This is a genomic window from Prevotella sp. E13-27 (assembly GCF_023217965.1).
Lineage (GTDB): Bacteria > Bacteroidota > Bacteroidia > Bacteroidales > Bacteroidaceae > Prevotella.
The window spans coordinates 1,359,741-1,381,199 of sequence record NZ_JALPSC010000001.1 but is presented as its reverse complement, the minus strand read 5'-3'; the positions used below and the strand labels follow the sequence as shown (position 1 = coordinate 1,381,199).

General features: G+C 46.5%; 13 protein-coding genes. 12 read left to right on the top strand and 1 reads right to left on the bottom strand.

The features are described from left to right. Window positions 1-33: 33 nt before the first annotated feature. The 5 genes from M1L52_RS05660 (at window position 34) to M1L52_RS05640 (ending at window position 8,656) form a co-directional block, all read left to right on the top strand. Window positions 34-1,281, top strand: coding sequence for a fimbrillin family protein (locus M1L52_RS05660; RefSeq protein ID WP_248613966.1), 1,248 nt, complete (start codon window positions 34-36; stop codon window positions 1,279-1,281). An 85-nt stretch (window positions 1,282-1,366) separates the two neighbouring features. Next, window positions 1,367-1,936: a DUF3575 domain-containing protein gene (locus M1L52_RS05655; protein ID WP_248613965.1), complete on the top strand. Its 570-nt coding sequence runs from the start codon at window positions 1,367-1,369 to the stop codon at window positions 1,934-1,936. 32 nt (window positions 1,937-1,968) lie between these two features. Further along, window positions 1,969-4,593 carry a hypothetical protein gene (locus tag M1L52_RS05650; protein ID WP_248613964.1) on the top strand — a complete coding sequence of 875 codons (2,625 nt, stop codon included), beginning with the start codon at window positions 1,969-1,971 and terminating at the stop codon, window positions 4,591-4,593. Between the two features lie 82 nt (window positions 4,594-4,675). Beyond that, a complete protein-coding gene (locus M1L52_RS05645; protein WP_248613963.1) occupies window positions 4,676-6,757 on the top strand; it encodes a hypothetical protein in 2,082 nt (693 codons plus the stop codon). Between the two features lie 39 nt (window positions 6,758-6,796). Continuing rightward, window positions 6,797-8,656, top strand: a complete 1,860-nt coding sequence (locus M1L52_RS05640; RefSeq protein WP_248613962.1) for a hypothetical protein — start codon at window positions 6,797-6,799, stop codon at window positions 8,654-8,656. A gap of 359 nt (window positions 8,657-9,015) precedes the next feature. Here M1L52_RS05640 and M1L52_RS05635 read toward each other — a convergent pair whose 3' ends face one another. Further along, the gene (locus M1L52_RS05635) at window positions 9,016-10,827 is read right to left on the bottom strand and encodes an AMP-dependent synthetase/ligase (protein ID WP_248613961.1); all 1,812 of its coding nucleotides are present in this window, start codon (window positions 10,825-10,827) and stop codon (window positions 9,016-9,018) included. Between the two features lie 129 nt (window positions 10,828-10,956). On the opposite strand from M1L52_RS05635, the gene M1L52_RS05630 reads away from it, so the two are divergent. From M1L52_RS05630 to M1L52_RS05600, 7 genes are all read left to right on the top strand, one after another. Beyond that, the gene (locus M1L52_RS05630; RefSeq protein WP_248613960.1) at window positions 10,957-14,508 is read left to right on the top strand and encodes a two-component regulator propeller domain-containing protein; all 3,552 of its coding nucleotides are present in this window, start codon (window positions 10,957-10,959) and stop codon (window positions 14,506-14,508) included. Between the two features lie 110 nt (window positions 14,509-14,618). Next, window positions 14,619-15,965 (top strand): DUF6242 domain-containing protein, encoded by a 1,347-nt coding sequence (locus M1L52_RS05625; RefSeq protein ID WP_248613959.1) that lies wholly within the window; start codon window positions 14,619-14,621, stop codon window positions 15,963-15,965. After that, window positions 15,962-16,669, top strand: coding sequence for a DUF6089 family protein (locus M1L52_RS05620; protein WP_248613958.1), 708 nt, complete (start codon window positions 15,962-15,964; stop codon window positions 16,667-16,669). Before M1L52_RS05625 ends, M1L52_RS05620 begins: the two co-directional genes overlap by 4 nt. Before the next feature lie 75 nt (window positions 16,670-16,744). Continuing rightward, window positions 16,745-17,512 (top strand): isoprenyl transferase, encoded by a 768-nt coding sequence (locus tag M1L52_RS05615; protein WP_248613957.1) that lies wholly within the window; start codon window positions 16,745-16,747, stop codon window positions 17,510-17,512. Window positions 17,513-17,571: 59 nt separating this feature from the next. Then, window positions 17,572-20,232, top strand: a complete 2,661-nt coding sequence (locus M1L52_RS05610) for an outer membrane protein assembly factor (protein WP_248614577.1) — start codon at window positions 17,572-17,574, stop codon at window positions 20,230-20,232. 64 nt (window positions 20,233-20,296) lie between these two features. Next, the gene (locus M1L52_RS05605; RefSeq protein WP_248613956.1) at window positions 20,297-20,809 is read left to right on the top strand and encodes an OmpH family outer membrane protein; all 513 of its coding nucleotides are present in this window, start codon (window positions 20,297-20,299) and stop codon (window positions 20,807-20,809) included. A 127-nt stretch (window positions 20,810-20,936) separates the two neighbouring features. Next, window positions 20,937-21,446: an OmpH family outer membrane protein gene (locus tag M1L52_RS05600; protein ID WP_248613955.1), complete on the top strand. Its 510-nt coding sequence runs from the start codon at window positions 20,937-20,939 to the stop codon at window positions 21,444-21,446. Window positions 21,447-21,459 lie beyond the last annotated feature (13 nt).

Genomic DNA, 21,459 nt, shown 5'->3' with positions numbered 1-21,459 from the left:
CAATCTTCAAGACGTTACATTTAAAAGCAAAGTATGAAGTATCAGAAACTGATTAGTGTATTCATGACGGCGTTGGCTCTCGCTGCCTGCTCCGGTGACGAAATCACCGAACTGGCTGCAGAGGCTGCTGCCGTGACCGACCCCGACATGAGCACGACCTACACTGAAGGTGTCAGCGACGTGGAGATACTCCTGTCATCAGGAGCTTCTGCCACACGAGCCATCATCTACAACAAGAAGAATGGCAATGTGTCAACTGACTTCTTCGATGCTGATTCTTTGGGTATCTTCATGCTGGCAACCCACAAGACGGGCGTCAACATCATCGCTCCAGAGGTGGACACATGGTACAATCCTACAGGAGAGACCTACCAGGCTCATCGCTACGTATGGCTCGACAATGAATGTGCCGTGGCTACCGCAGAAAAGACTGGTGATGATTATACGTCGACATCTATTAATTGGAAAGACGGAGAGGTTCGCTTATACCCGTTCAACAACTGGTATGCCTACCAATTCTTTGGCTATTATCCATACGCTAAGCCAGAGAACATCTATTCCGACAGCGATCGACGTATAGCTACCATCACCGAACTTGACGGTGAGAAGGATGTCATTTGGGGAAAGAGTCTGGGCTATGCCGAAGATGATGACATCAACCGTCTTCGCTACTGTGCCAAGTATTTCCGCCGCACTAACTACGTGCTGCCGGAGTTGCATTTCGAACACAAGCTCATGGCCTTCCAGTTCCAGATTTATGGTCTGCCTGACTTTGAGGGAACCAATGACTATACTGGTGCCAAGAAGATGAGCATCGTCAAGGTTCAGGTGTTGGGCGTGCCAAGTAAGGGCTACCTCACCGTGGCTGACCGCATCGATCCCGAAAATTCCGGCACATTCGAAGCCGAATGGGGCTACGACCTCATCGACAGTCTCCTCGTGAAACCCATTCCCGAAGAGGCAGAGTTTGAGAAGCGCATCAGTCAGACGCAGCCCGAATCGATTATCAACGTGGGTAATGTTGTCATGCTGCCCATACCTACAGGTCATACTGTCAACGACACTTACTACGTCAACATTGTGCTCCGCATCAACGACGATGTCAACCACACGTCGACGCTCATGAAGTCAGACCCCATCATGATCAATCACTCGGACTACAAAGCAGGCCGTATCTATAATGTGAAGATGGGTATTGCCGGACCTCAGGAGATAAAGGTTAACGCCGTACTTGACAACTGGATACCAGAAACGCTACCTGAAGAACTTGAGCTGAACTAACCATGAAGCTCAACGACGCATAATGTACTATCAGGATATGTCGCCATCTTAGACATGGCGGCATATCCTTTCACAAACAAAAGCAATGAAAAGAATACTCCTTGCCGTCATCATAACCCTCTGCGGTGCCCAGCGAATATGGGCACAACAGTTAGCCGTTGGCACCGACGTGTTGATGGATGTCTTGATGATGCCCAATATTAGTCTGGAGATGGATCTTGGTCGCAGTCATTTCATGGAGCGTACCACCTTGGGCGGCCAGGCCTATTTCGTTAAAAACCCCTGGGGCAAGGAGATCAGTGCCTGGGGAGTGCAGCCAGAGCTGCGCCATTATTTCTCCGGACGTGCCATGAGCCGATGGTTCTTCGGCATCGGCGCCCACTTGTCGAAATACGACATCACATGGGGGCGTGAAATCTATCGCGGCAACTCCGCAGGTGCCGGACTAACGTTCGGCTACGTGTTTAACCTAACCAAACGCCTGAACATTGACGTTCACTCTGGCTTTGGTATAAACTATTACCGCCAGAAGCAATACTTCACTGGCGACTTCTTTGAAACGGAATACAACCACGGCATGGCTACTGCCAACGCACGCGGCACGGTAATCATGCCCACCCGCATGGGCGTCTCCGTGACATACATCTTTAAATAGAATATCCACGATACACAATATAGATTACTGTTATGAAATGCACTAAGTTACTCATTGGTCTGTTTGCTGGTTTATTGTTTGCAATCATGCCCAATACTGTATCAGCACAAGAGTTCGAGGCTACATTCCAGCTTAGAATACACAACAAATATGATAATACTGATACTACAGAGGTGGCTTACTGTACACTTGTCTCATCTGTAGCAAAAGGAAGAGATATTATAAGGACTATACAGAAGAACCAATCATCTGGTTTAAACGACTATGATGACAAGAAAGTCAAAGCCCTAGAAAGACTTATCAAAGAAACTTTCAAAAGGAAAAAAAGCAGAAAGACTGGCGAAGTTACATATCCAGCAGTTATTCCAGGAATGGCGGTAGTGTATATCACAACCGACTTTGACGCATACAAGATGTTTGAAGTAGTGAATGGTAAGACTTACTATTCAGATACTGTAAACGTAATGAGAATCCCCGCAACTGAGAAAACAAAAAAAAGAAAGCGCAAGAAGTATGACGAGGTCTCAGTTATTGATTTCAATGACGGATTTGAGAGATTCAAAGTTAAAGCATATATACCAAAGAGATTGGCTAAAGACGATTCACGACTAATCTTCCAAATATATGCTGTTGATTGCGTTTCTGACGACACAGTTGCATATCTTTCTCCCAAAGTCTTTGAAGGAGAAGATTACCACAAGCTTCAAATAAAACGCAAAGGTTATGATTATGCGAAAAATGATCCTTTAGCAATAGGATACGATTCTACCCAGGTACTTAAGGCTGGTGAAGAACAGACTATTGAGACGGTAGTAATATATAAGAAGCCAGACAAAAAAAGGAAATATCGCGGCCCCTATACATATTCGCTTGAAGACTATCACCACAGCTATTATAAGAAAGACAATCCGGGGACGTGCCTACGAATACAGCCGTTAAAATTTCTGGATTTCAGCGTTGCAGAAGCGCCCTTGGCCCTAGACAGAAGTGAATTCTATGAGGAGCCAGAGATGGGTGTTGATAGTGTAAAGCAGAATCTTGACTTCAAGTTTAAAGTCGGTAAGGCAGAACTTGAAGAAGACTCGACATACGCAGGAAAGTTCTACGACCTGAATGAAGAATTAAGACAGGTAGAAGATCTACTCGGTGCAGAACTGTTCGTTTCTAACTCACCTGAGGGCGGTATGGCAATTAATGGACCTCTGGCGCAAAAGAGAGCAGCTACAGCAGCATCAATGATTCACATGCCAAGAGGGAGAAAGATGAATACAGGCTCACATGTATTCACATGGGAGGAGACAGCAAATGAATTAGAACTGCAAGCAAAAAAAGAGGAGAATACGGCAAAACAGGAAGCTGCTACAGCCATTCGCGATGCATTGTCAAAGTGTAGTAGTAAAGACAAAGATTACAGGGAACGTGACAAAGCTATACAGGCTTTGCCCATGTATGAAGAAATCATTTTGCCTGAGATGGTAAATGAACGTAAGATGACATTCACTTATCGTTCATTACGCGAACATGTTAAGACACCAGATGAAGCATTAACTGCATACATGCAGAACAAGAAGAAGCCTTTGTCATGGGGTGATTACTATAATGTTTTTGATAAACTAATAGAGCGCTTTGAAATAAACAAAGACAAGAAAGACAGCCTTGAGATAGAGGAACTTACGAGAAATATTTATAATCGATTGGTGAAAATGGAAGATAATCTTATGATTAAGATTGCTCCATACGTTATCAACCAGATGGCTGTCGTACAAAACAGAATCGATCCTGACACAACGATATTAAAGGCTGTTATCAATGATACGATGTCTGTTAATTACGACATGCTTTTAGACTTCAACACCCAAACCAAAATAAGACTTAATCGCCCTGAGTTCATATTGAATCAAGCTGTTGCATTCTTCAAACTACAGGAAATAAAAAGAGCAAAGCAGATGCTTCAGATGCTCAAGCAAGACATTAACACATATAATGATGAAGTAAAAGAAGGTGTTCAAAGACTTGAACATTTCGTAAACTTCAAGGAACAACTACCTAACAAGAATAGAACCGATGAACAAGAGCGCGACTTTAAAGCCGCTCAGGAGTTCATAGAGAATTCAGGTATTGACAACCGTGCTATATTATACACTGAACTTCCAGAAGAATTAGGCAAAGAGGATGAAGCAGAATATTGGGTAGATTTAATGGACGACGGCAAACCGACTAAATGGTATTTAAAAGGCATACTCTGGTCAAAAAAGACAGACAGACAGGCTGATTTGGAATTAGACGATGCTGATATGGATACTTTTGGAGAAGTAGACCTAAAGAGGATGGGGCACTATCTCGGGTATTTTCAACACGCATTTGACATGGAAGCCCAAAGAGGTAAGAATGACTTGATGCGTTATTACTTTAACGAAGGCCACGTTATTGATGAGATTAGAAAAACGTATCCATACAAAAATGCATTTGTTCCTGTATATAGAAAAATTTTCGATTTACGTAAAGAAATAGACGACGAGGAAGTTGCTGATGCAATAGACAAACTTGAGGCTAAAGGATATAACCTTGAGGAACTCGGATTCGCTGCCCTTCTCAAGAAAGTACAGAATCAGGCAGAAGCAACTACTCCGACAGAGAAAAATACAGAAGCAGAGTAGCATAGCTATTAAATGAAACCGTGATATTTTTACGATGACAATAAGGAATACACATAGCTTAGTTTTTATAATAATACTATTCATGAGTACAGTTCCGCACACATATGTGTACGGACAATTTTCGCAGCCCATACTTACCGCTGAACAAAGAGACACTGTAAAGGAGGACAACCCATTTGCAGTGCCTGACAGTCTTCGTAAAAAGCGCAATCTCGTTTCAGACAGCGCACGCTCACTAAATGCCATGAACTACGTCATGGACCATCGTTACCTTGCTCAAGGCGACACCATAGACAAAGGCAAGTGGTATAAGGACATGTTCATACAGATGGGACTCGGTGCCGAGGAGATTGCACCACCAAATAAGTATTATAAGTTCAATACACTGACAACATTCCATCTTGGATTTGGCAAACAGTTCGGGCCATACCACTCCCTAAGAATGCTTGGCCAGGGCGCTATAGGCTATCAGCAGAACAAAGACAGGCTATACCTCAGATGGGGACTGACACTGGACCATAGCTTCGACTTGAGTTCATACGCTAGCGGATATAAGCCTACACGACCAGTAAACATATCTACACTTCTCGGTGTGGGAATGCACCGTGCCCTTATGCGTGGAACAGGCATTAAAGCCACACCTGTTGAGATACATGGCGGCTTGCAGTTCAGATTCTATACAGGACCTCATGGTATGGTTAACATAGAGCCGTTCTGCGAGCTTGCCTCTGACGACATTGACTTCAGCGGAAACATGAACTGGCGCCGATATGACGTTACATACGGACTTAACATGAACATGGTCTATTACTTCGATAACCATCTGACACGCGCCAAACGGCACCGTATGATAAATGAATCGAAGGAAAAGAATCCTAATAACATTACATCGGACTCACTTCACCTCTATTCATGGCAGAAACCATGGATATTCGAGTTTGCCGGTGGTCCCATTGTCAACGATATACCCAACATGAGCTTGATGGAGACAATGGGTCATGAGGTTGCGCTGAGCGTAGGCAAATGGTTCTCACCTGCCATCGGAATACGCGGATCTGTCATGACCCGCCACTCTGACTGGGCAAAGAAGTATGTGGTTGGCAATAATGGCTATCGTTACTACGAACAGATTTTCAGTTCATTATATGTCGGCGGACGTGTAGAGGCAATGGTTAATCCTCTTGGCATGCTTAAGAGCTTCCGTTGGGATGCACCATTCGGAGCCTACATCACCGGTGGTGCAGGCTTAGGATGGTTCATCAAACATAAGGATTCGCCATCGCTCCACTGCTGGAGTGAGTCCTACACGGTTGGACTGCATCTGTGGTATCGTCTTACAGACGGGCTTCAGATATTCCTTGAACCACGCTACATGCACAACGTGTATAACATTCCATACAGAAACAAGAACTGGTCACAGAATTTCAGTGACAACTCTTATGGTGTGAACATTGGTGTAACGTCAGCACTGATAGAAAAGAGATATCGCAAATATGCCATTGACCATGACAGCACGATGAGTCGTTTCGCTGTAGGTCTGGGTGCAGGCATGAACCTCATCATGTCGGAATCACGCTTTAAAGGAAAGAAACCGTTTAACTACAACTATAACGGCTTTTTGGAATACCGTCTGAACAAGACATCGGCTGTTCGTCTAGGCTTTGCCTTCTTTAGTTTCTCAACATCAGACTACTCTGCGTTCAAGGATTATAACACAGAGCTGCCAAATGAGAAGCCTGCCATCAGAAATGGACTATGGCACTACACAAACCGAATTGGCTTCGCAGCTCTGGACTATGACATTAACCTCACCAATGCACTTTGCGGTTATCGTAGCGTAGGTTCAAAGGGCAGCCGTCTGTTCAACCTCGACCTATTCTTCGGCCCTGGCATAGCATTTCACATAAAACAGAGTTCAGAGCTTGACATAAACGAGAATCTTCGTGAATACCACGAGGCTAAAACCACATTACAAGATCCCAAGGGCACACTATTTGCTTTAAACGGCGGTGTGAAGCTCTCGGCTCATCTGACCAAGCATATTGGCATAACACTATCTCCACAGATATACTTAGTGCCACTCATGGAGGATCTCAAAACAGTGAAGATGGGACGTCTGAGAACATTTGAGATGCTTGACCTCGGTCTGCAGTATCAGTTCTAATGCAATTACAGGATTCTAACATTTAAAACAGTCATGACAATGATGAAACGATTATATATATGCTTCTTGTTGCTCGCCATGGTGAGCACCGCTGTCATCGCTCAGGATGTACAGCAGAAGGATGATGCCAAGAAGGAGGCTAAGGCTACAAAGCCAAAGAAGGAGAAGAAGGCTAAGGAGCCAAAAGCAAAGAAAGAGAAGGCAAAGAAAGGCGAAAAAGCATCTCCAAAAGTAGCTGTAAAAACTACAGTTTCCTCTAAGACAAGCAAAAAGATTAAGAAGAACACACCAGAATACGAGGCAAGTCTAAAAGCATCAAAGATTGCTATGGACTCAATCTTGAAATACAGGACCAAAGACACTCCTGATGACATAATGAATTTTGCTGACATCCAGTGTGAGAAGTTTGGTTGGGATCCAGTACTTATGGATTCTATTGCAGAATCCTTTTATACCATATATAATAATGAGGTCTATGGAGAAAGAAGATATAGTGCGCTAAAGAAGATGCACCCAGAATATACTGAGGCATATCTTAGTGAAGCAAGACTTTTCCATTCTATGGCATGGTACTATGAAAATGGTGATCCAAACAAATTGAAGATTAAGCCAGAACTTCTCGAAAAATGTAAAATCAAAATTGATAGTGCAAAGATATTGATGCCAAATAGCGCAGAACCATATATGCTATGGGTAAGACTGCAAGCACAATATAAACACTATAATGACACGCTGTCTGTTGCTACCATTGACGAAGAGCTCGAGGCATTAAAGAAAAAATTACCAGACTATCCTGGTTATTTGGATGCAGCACGATACTACGAAGATATTCTTGCTAAAAAAGACAAGAACTTCCTTCTTGATGCTGCAGAATACTATGAGAAAGCCGGTGAAAGGAACGAACTATCAGCAGCTCACTGGAACAACTTTGCGATTCTAGTTTTCCAATACTACAGAAGCTTCCCAAAAGAGGATTACGGAATAAACATTGCAAATAAAGGCCTAGAAAAATTTCCCAATTACCCCCCACTCCTTAGAGCAAAGCTATGGAATTTAGGCAGATACGAGAAATGGGACGAGGTGATAAAAATGAGCGAGACGTTCTTTGAACAAACAGATACTCTGCAGCCTAGTTTTAATGATTATAAGTTCATTGCTAAGGCATATGAAGAAAAGAAAAGATATACCGAAGCGATAGACGCTTATAATAAAGAATTAGAAATGGTCAAGGATACTACAGAATTAATGAACACGAATTTGGATCTTGTCAATTGCTACAATAAGACAGAGCAATATGACAAAAGCATAGAAAAATTCTCAGAGTTTGAGCAATACCGTAGGAGTCTTGGACGACCTGTAGAGTATGCTCACTATAACCAACTAATTACAGCATATACTTATCTAGGAGTAGATACTACTTTAACTACTGAACAAAGAGTCAGCTATTTCGAGAAAGCCGATTCGGTTTGTAAGTTAGCAGCAGAGGCTTCTCCTGAATATATCACTCAAATTAATGATCGCAGATTTTGGACTATTCTCGTAGGTGGTATAGCAAATGCTAAAGGAGGATTCAATGCAGATTTTATTGTCATACCAGAATTCCTTGAAGGTGCTGAAAGGTTGTATAAATGTGCCGAGGATATTATTAACAGGAAAGACAATGACTATTATTTTATGATGAAAGGCTACTATTGGGCTATGATGCACTATTTGTATAAAAACGACAAAGAAAATCAATACCTAATGTCTGAGAAAATGCTATCAATTGACATGCCTTCTGAGATGGAGCTTGTAACTTTGTCAACAGGAAGAAAAAACGAATACGCAGGATGGGTTGATAAAGCTGTGGAAATTAATGGTCTATATGCCAGCCAGTTCAGGAAAAAGAAAGGCAAATAACCACTATTTTCCAAGATCATGGGGACAGGTTTTTGAATGAATTCGTTGAATTCACTTCAAACAACCCATGATCCTGACTACGCTATGGCATTATTTAGACTGAACTGTAGCATAGCCAAAACTGAATTGCGATGTGGTTCTGACGATATTATTTTACAAACTCGACGAGTTTGGTGACCAAAGTCGACGAGTTTGGTGACCAAAGTCGACGAGTTTGGTTTTTGGCTTAGTCATATTTGGATTACAGAACTGCCAATAACGGATTACAAAATAGGCAGAACCACATTTTCTAATGCAAAGAAATAAGCCAGAAGCTCCAGGCTTCTGGCTTATTTCGTGAGTATTATCTTGTATAAGGGTTACTCAGCATACATAGCATCGATCTCGGCCTTGTAGTTCTCGTTGAGTACGCGGCGCTTAATCTTCAGCGTGTTTGTTAGCTCGCCACGCTCCAATGAGAAGCTGTGAGGAAGGAGCGTGAAGCGCTTCACCTGCTCGTAGTGAGCCAGCTGCTGCTGCAAGGTGTCGATACGTTCCATGAGCATGTCGTGAATCTGCTTGTTCTTGCAGAGGTCTTCACGAGAGTCGAAAGCGATGTTGTGTGCACGGGCATACTCCTCAAGCAACGGATAGACTGGGATGATGAGAGCCGAAACAAACTTACGCTGGTCGGCAATGATAGCAATCTGGTCTATATACTTGTCAACAAGCAGCTTAGACTCAATCATCTGGGGAGCGATATACTTGCCGTTTGAGGTCTTGAAGAGGTCTTTTATGCGCTCCTTTAGGAACAGCTCACCATTCTTCAGATAGCCAGAGTCGCCAGTACGGAAATAGCCATCTTCTGTGAATGACTCACGCGTGATGTCATCACGATTATAGTAGCCGCGAGTGATGGTCGGACCTTTGAGGAGCACCTCACCCTCGTTGCTTATCTTCACACTAATACCTTCAATGGGAACTCCTACGCTTCCCACTGTCCAAGGTTCGCCAAGATGGTTGCAGCTCACGGTGGCAAGACTCTCTGTGAGTCCGTAGCCCACCACCATGTTAATACCTATGGAATGTACGAACTCTTCAACATGACGGCTTACGGTAGCGCCTGCTGTTGGGAAGAAATGGGCATTCTCAAGTCCGAGCTCCTTACGGACGAGTGAAAAGACCGTACGGTTAAGCATCTCGTACTCGAGGTGCAAGGCCATAGGCGGACGCTTGCCCTGCGACAGATAATCTATGTTATGCTTGCGACCCACCTCGAGGGCATGACGGAACAACTTACGCTGCAGGGCGCCGCTGTTATCTATCTTCTCCTGAACGCCTGTATATACCTTCTCCCAGAAACGTGGCACGCTCGACATACATGTAGGATGGGTCTCACGCATAGACTGCTGAACCTCCATAGGACGGGTATTGACAATCAGACGTGCGCCAACGGTGATGCACAGTATCTTCCATCCTTTCTCAAAGATATGAGTAAAGGGCAGGAAGTTCATCACTCGGTCTTCGCTGGTAACAGCCACGCACTTATGGTTTGCCTCAAAAGCGGCATGATACTGGCTGTGGGTTAGGATAACGCCCTTTGAGTCGCCTGTGGTGCCACTGGTATATAGAATATTTGCGATTTCATCGAACGATGCACTCTGCTGAAGACTCTCAACCTCGCTGCGTCGCGACTGCTCTTCGCCCATTTTCAGGAAATCGTCAAAGTGCATGGCAGTAGTGTCGCCATCTTCAATATGAACAGCTGGGTCAAAAACTATGATCTTCTCCAACGACTTGCACATTGAGAACACACGGCGAGCCTTGTCGTACTGCTCTTGCTCACCGACAAAGAGGAAGCGAATCTTAGCATCGCTCACCATGAACTGTATCTGCTGTTCCGAAGAGGTGGCATAGAACGGAATCGTAACAGCCCTTATGCCCCATGCTCCGAAGTCGGTGAAGAGATACTGTACAGTATTCTGTGAGAACACGCCAATATTCTCCTGAACCTTCACTCCCATGTTCAACATGGCGCTTGACACCTTCCACACAGCCTCAGAGAACTCGTTCCAAGAGTATGATTTCCACTGTGTTCCACCAAAGTCCTTGTAGATAAGTGCCTCACGGTTGCCCAACTGGGCAGCTACATCATGCACGAGGCGCGATAAGTGCGAATTAATTTGCTCCATAGCTTTTCTTCTATAATAACTCATGCAAAAGTACGTCAAAATATGCAGAATGCCAAATTTGAAGCTTAAAATTTGCAAAATACCGTTGTTTTTCATTACCTTTGCCAAATAATTAAAGACCAATTAGTCATGAAACGGCTTTTTCTTTCGTTTTTCCTCATAGTACTGACCACGATGAACGGTCTGTCACAAGTAAACTATCGTCAGCGCCAGCTAACGATAGACAATGGTTTGGCATCCAACAGCATCAGCTGTATAACGCAGGACAGCAGAGGGTTCATCTGGATAGGCACGAGCAATGGCCTCTCGCGCTATGACGGAGTGACAGCCACTAATTTCATGATTACCAACGACGATGGCGACATTATCAACACCTACGTCACCTCGCTACTGCCAGAAGACAATGGTGACATGCTCGTTGGCACAACAAATGGCCTGTACCGTTTCCGATATGTTCCAGAATCTTTCGAGCCCATCATAGAAGACATTGACACGGTGGTAAGAAACATTGTCAGAGACAAGCTGGGCACGCTATGGATTTCTACCTGGGGGCAAGGTGTATATAGTTTTAATGCGACAAGCGGACAGACACGCCACTATCCGATGGATGCTGCTAAGGGCATCATAAACTATATCTACTCCGACAACGACAATCGCCAGTGGCTCATAGCGAATGGAGGACACGCCGCGTCTCTGTGGCGCCTCGACAAATCGAAAGACGAGTTCACTGCTGTTGAGTTAAAAGGCAGCCTACCCTCGCCTATCACAGCCATGCTACAGACAAGTAACGGACAGCAATGGTTAGGCACAAGAGATCACGGTGTGGCATTGGTTGACCACGACTCAAACATCCAGTACATGGCCGTGTCAGCGCCTGGCCACTGCCAGAACCTCCACGCTATGTTCGAGCTCTCTGAACAACAGATCCTGTTAGCATGCGACGATGGTCTCTGGCTCTTCGATACGCGCAGTCATACTTACGAGATATACCAGACGTCTCCATACGTTCAGTCCATTGCACGAGATCATGAGGGAGGACTTTGGACTGGTACAGCCTACAACGGTGTGAGCTACTCGTCGCCCATCGCCCACCGTTTCACTGGCGTTTCCGATGGTCTCTCATGGCGTTTCTGCGAAGACCACCTCGGCAGAATGTGGGTTGCTGGCGAGAACGGCAATGTTATCTGCTACCAGAATGGCAAGAAGGTGTCTTTTAACAACGAAGAGAAACTACACGGCATGAAGCCTTACTCTTTCATCATGGATGGTAACGACCTGTGGATTGGCACCTTTGGTGATGGAGTGTATGTTTATAACACACAGACAGGACGCCTGCGTCACTATGAAGCTGCCAGCAGCAATGAAGGACTCTTCGACCCAAACTCATGCACTCTGCTTCGCGACAGCAAAGGCGCCATATGGGTTGTCACCATGGGCGGACTGTGTCGCTATAATAGACAAGGCGACCGCTTCGAACGTGTCATAAAAAAGACGTCACTGCCTATCGATATAGAAGAGGACAGCAAGGGCCGCCTATGGATTGCCACTCAGGGAGAGGGCATCTGGCGCTATGACGGAAACGAGAAAACAAAAGCATATCGCCACGAGGCAAATAACGAGACATCGCTCAGCGACAATATTATAAACTGCCTCGTCATAGACGGTAAAGGCATCATCTGGGCTGCCACGCAAGGTGGACTGTGTCGCTACGATGAAGCTGCCGACAACTTCCAGCGCATTCACCTCGACGTGCCACAACAGGCCGTTGCTGCAATGGCTGAAGACCAAGGTGTGTTATGGCTGTCGAGCGATAACGGAATAATGAAATATGAGCCAGAGAAAAGTCTGCTACGATTCACGCGTCACGACGGCCTCGAGGGAGAGCGCTTCCTTCGCAATGCCGTAACAAAGACAAGCGACGGACGCCTATACTTCGGCTCAATATCAGGCTTCAACTCATTCTATCCTCACTTGGTCACCGTGAACCAGCAGCAGGCGCCTGTATTCATCACCCAGCTGGAGATAAACAACGACCCAATACCCGTAGGCAACTGGCATCTGCCAAAAGCGCTTGCTGAGATAGAGAAGTTAGACCTCTACTACAACGACAATGTGTTCAGTCTCTCCTTTGCATCGCTAAGCTACTGCTCGCCAGAGAAGAACATGTATGCCTATATGCTCGAAGGCTTCGACAAGACTTGGAACTACGTAGGCCATGAGCATAAAGCCACTTACACGAACCTTTCGCCAGGTGTCTATACGTTCCGTGTCAAGGCTACAAACAACGATGGAGTGTGGTCTGAAAAGGAGGCGCGACTCATCATCGAGATACACCCTCCTTTCTGGTGGAACATCTATGCCAAGACGCTCTACGTCATATTGTTCGCTCTATTCATCATTGCTTTCATACGTCTGCGCATCATGTATGTCGAGCGTCGTCACCGCAAGGAGATGGAGCAACTCAACAAAACAAAACAAGAGGAGCTTCACAACGCACGTGTGGAGTTCTTCACCACCATTGCCCACGAGATACGCACCCCAGTGTCGCTCATCATAGGTCCGCTTGAGCAGGTGAAGAGCAGTCTCGCAGAAAGTGCCAGCACGCCAAAGGGCATCGACTCTCAGCTTGACGTCATTGAGCGCAACGCCCACCGTCTGTTAGAGCTTGTGAACCAGCTCCTCGACTTCCGCAAGCTCGACAAGAGCCAGGCCGATGTGAACTTCGCGCCACAGAACATGCGTGAGCTGATGAGCAATATTGCAGCAAACTTCGAGACAACATTCCAGCAGAGCAAACGTCAGCTCATCATAAACTATCCTGACGAGACGTTCACGCCTGTCATAGACCGCGAAGGAATGGTGAAGCTGTTAAGCAACCTGCTCTCTAACGCCAACAAGTACACCAAGGACAAGATAACGCTGAGCTGCCGTGTCATAGAAGACGGCAAGCAGTTCTGTCTTGAGGTATCAGACAATGGCCACGGTATAAGCAAGGAAGACCAGAAGCGAGTGTTCGATCCGTTCTTCCAGACGAAGGACCGAAAGCCAGGAACAGGCATCGGCCTGAGCATCGTAAAGAAGATAGCGGAACAGCACCACGGTACAGTAGAAGTGCTATCAGAACTGGGCAAGGGCACCACCTTCCGCATCACGCTGCCCTCGACACAGGAGATAAGCGGCGAACCCGTTCAGCCAGAACGCGAGGAGCGTTCTAACCAAACGCTGGAAGAGATTAGTAAGAACGCTTCCGAGGTTGTACAGCAACAGAAGCCGTCGATGCTCATAGTCGATGACAATGAGGACATGCTAACCTTCCTCGTCACCACATTCATGGACAGGTTTGAAGTCACGCCAGCACGCGACGGCGCTGAGGCACTCAAGATACTTGAGAACTCGCTTGTAGTCAAAGACGGTCATGCGCCCACCTCAACAGTGGACATCATCATCAGCGACTGGATGATGGAACAGATGGACGGTCCTGAGTTGTGCAGCCGTATGCGACAGAATGCAGCCACAAACCAGATACCGTTCATACTCCTCACGGCAAAAACCGACAGCCAGTCGAAGGTGGCAGCCATGAAAGCCGGCGTTGACGCATTCATAGAGAAACCATTCGCTGTGAAATATCTTGAGGCATGCATCAGTAACCTACTCGACCGCAGAAAACTAAAAACAACTTAAAATCGGGCTGTTTATCATATATTTTCTTTAATAAAGTGGCGAAAAAGACCGCTTTTTGCGGAATTGTGCGTAAATTTGCAGCCAAAAATGAAATTTTTCATAGAAAAAGAATGAAGAAATACCTCTATATGCTCTGCGTGCTGCTCGCCGCAACCATGTCTTTGACATCATGTCTGAAAGACGACAACGAGGAAGTAACGCTTTACAACGATGCGGCAATCACAGCCTTCACACTTGGAGCCCTTAACCAATATGCAGACGGCAAAGACTCTGTGATTGCCAAGATAACTGGCTCAAACTACAAGATGCACATAAAGCAGACGGCTGCAGCAACTGCGAGCCTGCCTGCCGGCTACCACATCTTCAACACCGACTCACTACCCTACGGCACACGTATCAACAGCGTATTGTGTACGGTGACGGCACTCAACTCAGGTGGCATCGCAGTAAAGAATATCGACAACGACCAGTTCCAGTGGTACAGCTCTTCCGTGGGTATTGACTTCGCTAACGACTCAACGACACGCATCTTCCGCGTGTTCTCAACCGACGGAACATATTATCGCGACTATCGCGTTCAGCTCAACGTAGCAAAACGCGCGTCAGACAATGTTGGCTGGTATCAGGTTGCTCAAGACACACAGCTGTCAGGATTCAGCAACATGCGAATGCTCACCATCGACACGGTTCTCGTGGCAATGGGCAAGAAGAGCAGCGCCACAGAGGTGCTCGCTTCAAAAGACTATGGCAAGACCTGGACAAAGGTAGCCACTCTCGACGAGAACGCTTGGGCTAATGCTGTGTCAAACACAAAGAAAGCGTTCACCATGAGCGGCGGACAGCTGTACAGCACTACAGACGGCACGACATGGAACGCAGAGAGCACCGCAACAGTAACGGGACTGAAGAAGCTGGCGGGCTTGAGCACGAAAGAGCTTTATGCCATCACAAAAGACAGCGTGATGAACGTCTCTTCTGACGGAGGACTGACATGGATGGCTGATGACCTGAGCACAAGTCTTAAGACCGACTCCGTGAAGCAACTGTTAGGTCTCGACGACATAGCCTTCGCAAGCTTCCCATTCATAGCCAGCGACAGCACAGACTACTGTCTGCTTACAGGCAATAACAAGACAAATACTGTTGTTTGGAGAAAGATTACGCGCTATGGTGGTACGCCAAAAGGAGGCAAGTGGGTAAACATTCCTACTGAGTCTATCAACGACTACAAGCTGCCTCAAGCCCAGCACTCATCGCTTGTATATATCAATGATGCTGCCATTGCCTATGGCACATCAGCGACAACAGCCTACAAGAGCGTTGACCAGGGAATAACATGGCGCATAGATACCAGCTACGCACTTCCTGAGGCGATGATGGCTGTAACGAAAGACTCCCACAATAACGTGCTATGGGCTGTTACAGCCAATGGCAAAGTATGGAAAGGCGTGAAATGAAACATACAATTGCCTTCATAGTCTTTCTGCTCACCACAATGAGCATGATGGCACAGACAGAGCCTGAATACCGGCTGGAGCTGGGAGCAGGCGCAGGTCTCGTGACCTATGAGGGCGACTACAATGACAACCTTCTCCGTGGCATGAAACCCATGGGGGAGATTGTTGCTAAATACAAGCTCAACCCACGCATGGCATGGGCCATGAGTGTGGGATATGCAAAACTGAGCGGCACATCGGCAAAAGCCAACACATGGTATCCGGCAACGGCTGCCAGTCAGGCAGAGTACTCCACATCACTCATAGATGTAGTGATTCGCTATGAATATAACTTCCTGCCATTCGGAACAGGTCATGAATACTATGGTGCGAAACCTTTCACACCGTTCATTGCCATCGGACTGGGAGTGACATACGCCAACGCTGATGCAACGCTGAGCGGGCAACATTACAAACACTCGAAAGCAGCAGGACAGCTGCCACTCGGAATAGGCGTTAAGTACAAGGCGGGTAACAGATGGAACCTCGCAGCAGAATGGTCTATGCACTTCACAGGCAATGACCTCCTTGACGGAGTTGAAGACCCTTACGGCATAAAAAGCAGTGGGCTCTTCAAGAACACCGACTGCTACAGCGCCTTCACGGTGACCCTCACTTACGACCTCTGGGCAAAATGCCGCACATGTCATAATGATAGGGAGTGAGAAGTGAGAGGTGAGAGGTGAGAGGTGAGAGGTGAGAAGTAAGAGGTGAGAAGTAAGAACTGAGAATTACGAAATATGAACAACGAATTAGATATGAACCGCATACCACAGCACATTGCCATCATCATGGATGGTAATGGACGCTGGGCTATGGAGCGTGGAAAAGAGCGCACGGTAGGACATCAGGCTGGCGTGGAGGCTGTACGCAAGATTACGTCAGAGTGTGTAAGATTAGGTGTAAAATACCTGACACTCTATACCTTCTCTACAGAGAACTGGAACCGCCCCGCCGACGAGGTCTCAGCTCTCATGGGACTGGTACTCACATCGCTTGAAGACGAGATTTTTCAGAAGAACAATGTGCGCTTCCGTGTCATAGGCGACATGCGTCGTCTTCCTGAAAACGTGTACAGAAAGCTGCGTGAGACAGAAGAGCATACTGCTAACAATACTGCCATGACCATGGTGGTTGCGCTGAGCTACAGCAGTCGTTGGGAGATAGTGAATGCCATGCAGGAGATTATGCAACGACGCGACATGGGCGAGTCTTCATACATGGACTGGAAGTATATAGACGAGCAGATGATAAGCAAGCACCTGCAGACACGCTTTATGCCCGACCCAGACCTGCTCATACGTACTGGCGGTGAACTGCGCATATCAAACTACCTGCTCTGGCAGATAGCCTACAGCGAGCTCTATTTCTGCGACACCTACTGGCCAGACTTCGACGAGGCTGAGCTGCACAAGGCCATAGCAAGCTTCCAGAGCCGTCAGCGCCGTTTCGGAAAGACAGAGGCTCAGGTGGAAAGCGAGGCAGCCTCTCAGAATGATAAAAGATAAATGACAACAGAAAATATATGTGCTATATAAAAATGAGTCGTTTTACGATGAAGGACATGATGAGATACAGATGGATGGTGGTAATGGTATTATCACTGGTCATCTGTCATTTGTCATTCACCACTGCAAGAGCGCAGGATTTCATCGTGAACCCTGAAATTTCCTACGCCGGCACCCCAAGACAATGTGAGATTGGTGGAATTGCCGTTGAAGGTGTCAACGAATACGAGGACTATGTAGTTATAGGCCTGTCTGGACTATCAGTTGGACAGACCATCAGCGTTCCTGGCACGGAGATCACAGAGGCAGTGAAACGCTACTGGAAGCACGGACTGTTCTCGAAGGTACAGATCTCAGCCGACAGTATAGTAAACTCAAAGATCTATCTTACGCTCCACCTTTCACTTCGTCCGAAGATTACCCAGATAAACTACCACGGCGTGAAGAAGTCGGAACGCGAGGACCTCGAGTCAAAGCTGGGCATGGCAAGGGGTATGAGTCTCACAAAAAACCTCATAGACCGTGCAAAGATTCTTGCAACAAAGTATTTCGACGACAAGGGCTACAAGAATGCTGAGATAGACATACGCCAGCGCGACGATGTGACAGGAAAGAATCAGGTCATCCTCGATGTCAACGTTGACAAGAAAGCCAAGATGAAGGTGCGCCGCATCATCTTCGAAGGCAACGAGAAGCTGTCAACCAAGAAGATTAAGGGTAAGCTATGGAACAAAGGCCATTTCGGCAAGATTCACGAGTCTGGCAAGTTCTACAGCCTCTTCAAGGCAAAGAAGTTCACCCCAGAACGCTATACTGAGGCTAAGGAGAAACTGCTCGAGCGCTACAGCGAACTGGGTTTCCGCGATGCCACCATCATTGAAGACTCTATATATACCGTAGATGAAAAGCATCTCAATGTCTATGTAAAGATTGACGAAGGTGAGAAATACTATCTGCGCAACATCAACTGGGTAGGTAATACCGTTGTCTCAACAGACTATCTTAACCGTGTGCTCGGCATGAAGACTGGCGACGTATATAACCAGAAGCTCATGACGAAGCGTCTGCGTGACGACGATGATGCTGTAGGCAACTACTATTATAATAATGGTTATGTGTTCTCAAACATAGAACCGACAGATATTAATATCGTTGGCGACTCTATCGACGTAGAGATACGCATAACAGAAGGACCACAGGCTCACCTGAGCAACGTGAGGATATTCGGTAACGACCGCCTCTATGAGGAGGTAGTACGCCGCGAGCTGCGCACAAAGCCTGGCGACCTGTTCTCTAAAGATGCCCTGATGCGTTCGGCACGTGAGATAGCCTCAATGGGATATTTCGATCCTGAGAAGGTGCAGCCCGACGTGAAGCCAAACTACGAGGACGGCACCGTGGACATCAACTGGAACCTTGAACAGAAATCAAACGACCAGCTGGAGCTGTCACTCGGCTGGGGACAGACTGGTATCATAGGACGTATCGGTGTGAAGTTCAACAACTTCTCAATACGCAACCTTCTCGGCAAGAACAAGCTGCATCGCGGAATCATGCCTTCAGGCGATGGTGAGCAGATAGGACTCAGCTTCCAGACCAATGGTCGCTACTACAGCTCACTCAGCGGTAGCTATGCCACAGGATGGTTTGGCGGAAAGCGTCCAAACTCATTCAACATATCGGCCTACTACTCTAAGCAGAGCGACGTGTCAAGCACATACTATAATAACTCATGGATGAACTCCCTCTATGGTTACTATGGTGGCTACGGCACATACAACAACTCATACTACAACAACTACGAGAGCTATCTCGACGACGACAAATACATCAAGCTGTTTGGTGTATCAGTTGGTTGGGGTAAGCGTCTGCGCTGGCCCGATGACTACTTCCAGCTATCGGCAACGGTGGCCTATCAGCGCTACATGCTGAAAGACTGGCGTTACTTCCTCATCTCCAACGGTAACTGTAACAACCTTAACTTCGGTCTCGCTCTCACGCGTACATCTACTGACAACCCACTCTTCCCACGTCATGGCTCAGAGTTCTCGCTGTCAGTAACGCTTACTCCACCTTGGTCTCTCTTCGACGGAAAGGACTACTCTCGTATGGCTACTGCCGATACCTACAACAGCAATCGCGAACAGTATAACGAGGAACTGCGTGAGAAATACCGCTGGATTGAATACCACAAGTGGAAGTTCAAGAGCCGCACCTATACAGCCCTCACCAACGAGCAGAAATGCTTCGTGCTGATGACACGTGTTGAGTTCGGTCTCCTCGGTTCATACAATAAAGACAAAAGGTCGCCATTCGAAACATTCTACATGGGCGGTGACGGCATGAGCGGATATAGCACCAGCTATGCAGAAGAGACCATCGGTCTGCGCGGCTACGAGAACGGTTCACTTACTCCTTATGGTCAGGAAGGTTACGCCTATGACCGCTTCACACTGGAGATTCGCTACCCATTCATGCTCGGCAACACCACCATCTATGGTCTTGGCTTCGCTGAAGCAGGTAACGCATGGAACGAAACAAAGAAGTTCAATCCGTTCGATATGAAACGCTCTGCAGGTCTCGGCGTACGCATATTCCTCCCAATGGTTGGTCTGATGGGTATTGACTGGGCCTACGGCTTCGACAAAGTATATAAAGGAACAACTCAGGAAACACGCGGCGGAAGCAACTTCCACTTCGTACTGGGACAGGAATTCTAAGAAAACTTTAAACCTTTTCACGGTTTTCACATCAAACAGATGTAACCTTTTAAAAAAAACGATTATGAAAAAAGTATTATTGATGATGGTTATGCTGGCAGCAACTGTTTCGTTGCAGGCACAGAAGTTCGCTCTTGTGGACATGGACTATATCTTCAAGAACATACCAGCCTATGAACGCGCTAACGAGCAGTTGGCACAGGTGTCAAGAAAATGGCAGGCAGAAGTCGATGCCATCAACACCGAGGCACAGACCATGTATAAGAACTACCAGAACGAAATAGTATTCCTCTCAGCCGAACAGAAGAAGGCTCGTCAGGATGCTATAATGGAGAAAGAGAAGCAAGCTGCCGAACTGAAGCGCAAGTACTTCGGTCCTGAGGGTGAGCTCTTCAAGAAGCGCACATCACTCATGTCACCTATACAGGAGGAAGTATATAATGCCGTAAAGGACATTGCCGACCTCCGCGGCTACCATCTCGTTCTCGACCGCGCCAGCGATACAGGCATCATCTTTGGATCGCCAAAGATCGACATTTCTAACGAGGTGCTGCGCAAGCTGGGTTATGCTAATTAATTTACTGTCGTTTTTTCGTTTAATCGAATTAACGACTAATCGAAGAATCGGAAAATCGATTAAACGATTAATCGGTTAAACGAAAAGTCGAAAAAGAAAAATCAAAAATCAAAAACAATAAAAAACAATGAAAAAGTTTATCATTTGCGCTATTTGCGCTATCTGCGGTCTCACCGCATCAGCACAGTCACAGGCTAAGTTCGGCCACGTCAACACACAGGAGATAATTCAGGCCATGCCAGAGTTCAACACTGCACGCACCGAGATTGAGAATCTCACAAAGCAGTATGAGGCAGACCTCAAGATGATGCAGGACGAGCTCCAGAAGAAGGGTGAGGCTTTTGAGAAAGATCAGGCAACACTTCCCGACAACATCAAGCAGCGCCGTCAGCAGGAGCTGGAGCAGATGTATCAGAAGATTCAGCAGAGCTATCAGGACAACCAGCAGGCACTTCAGAAGGCTCAGCAGGACAAGATGCAGGCCATCACCACAAAGGTGCTCGATGCTATCAAGAAGGTAGGTACCGAAGGCGGATATGTATATATCATGGAGATGGGCGCTGGCATTCCTTACATCAGCACAACACTCTCTACAGATGTTACTGCTCAGGTGAAGGCTAAGCTCGGTCTGAAATAAACAAATCTCTCAC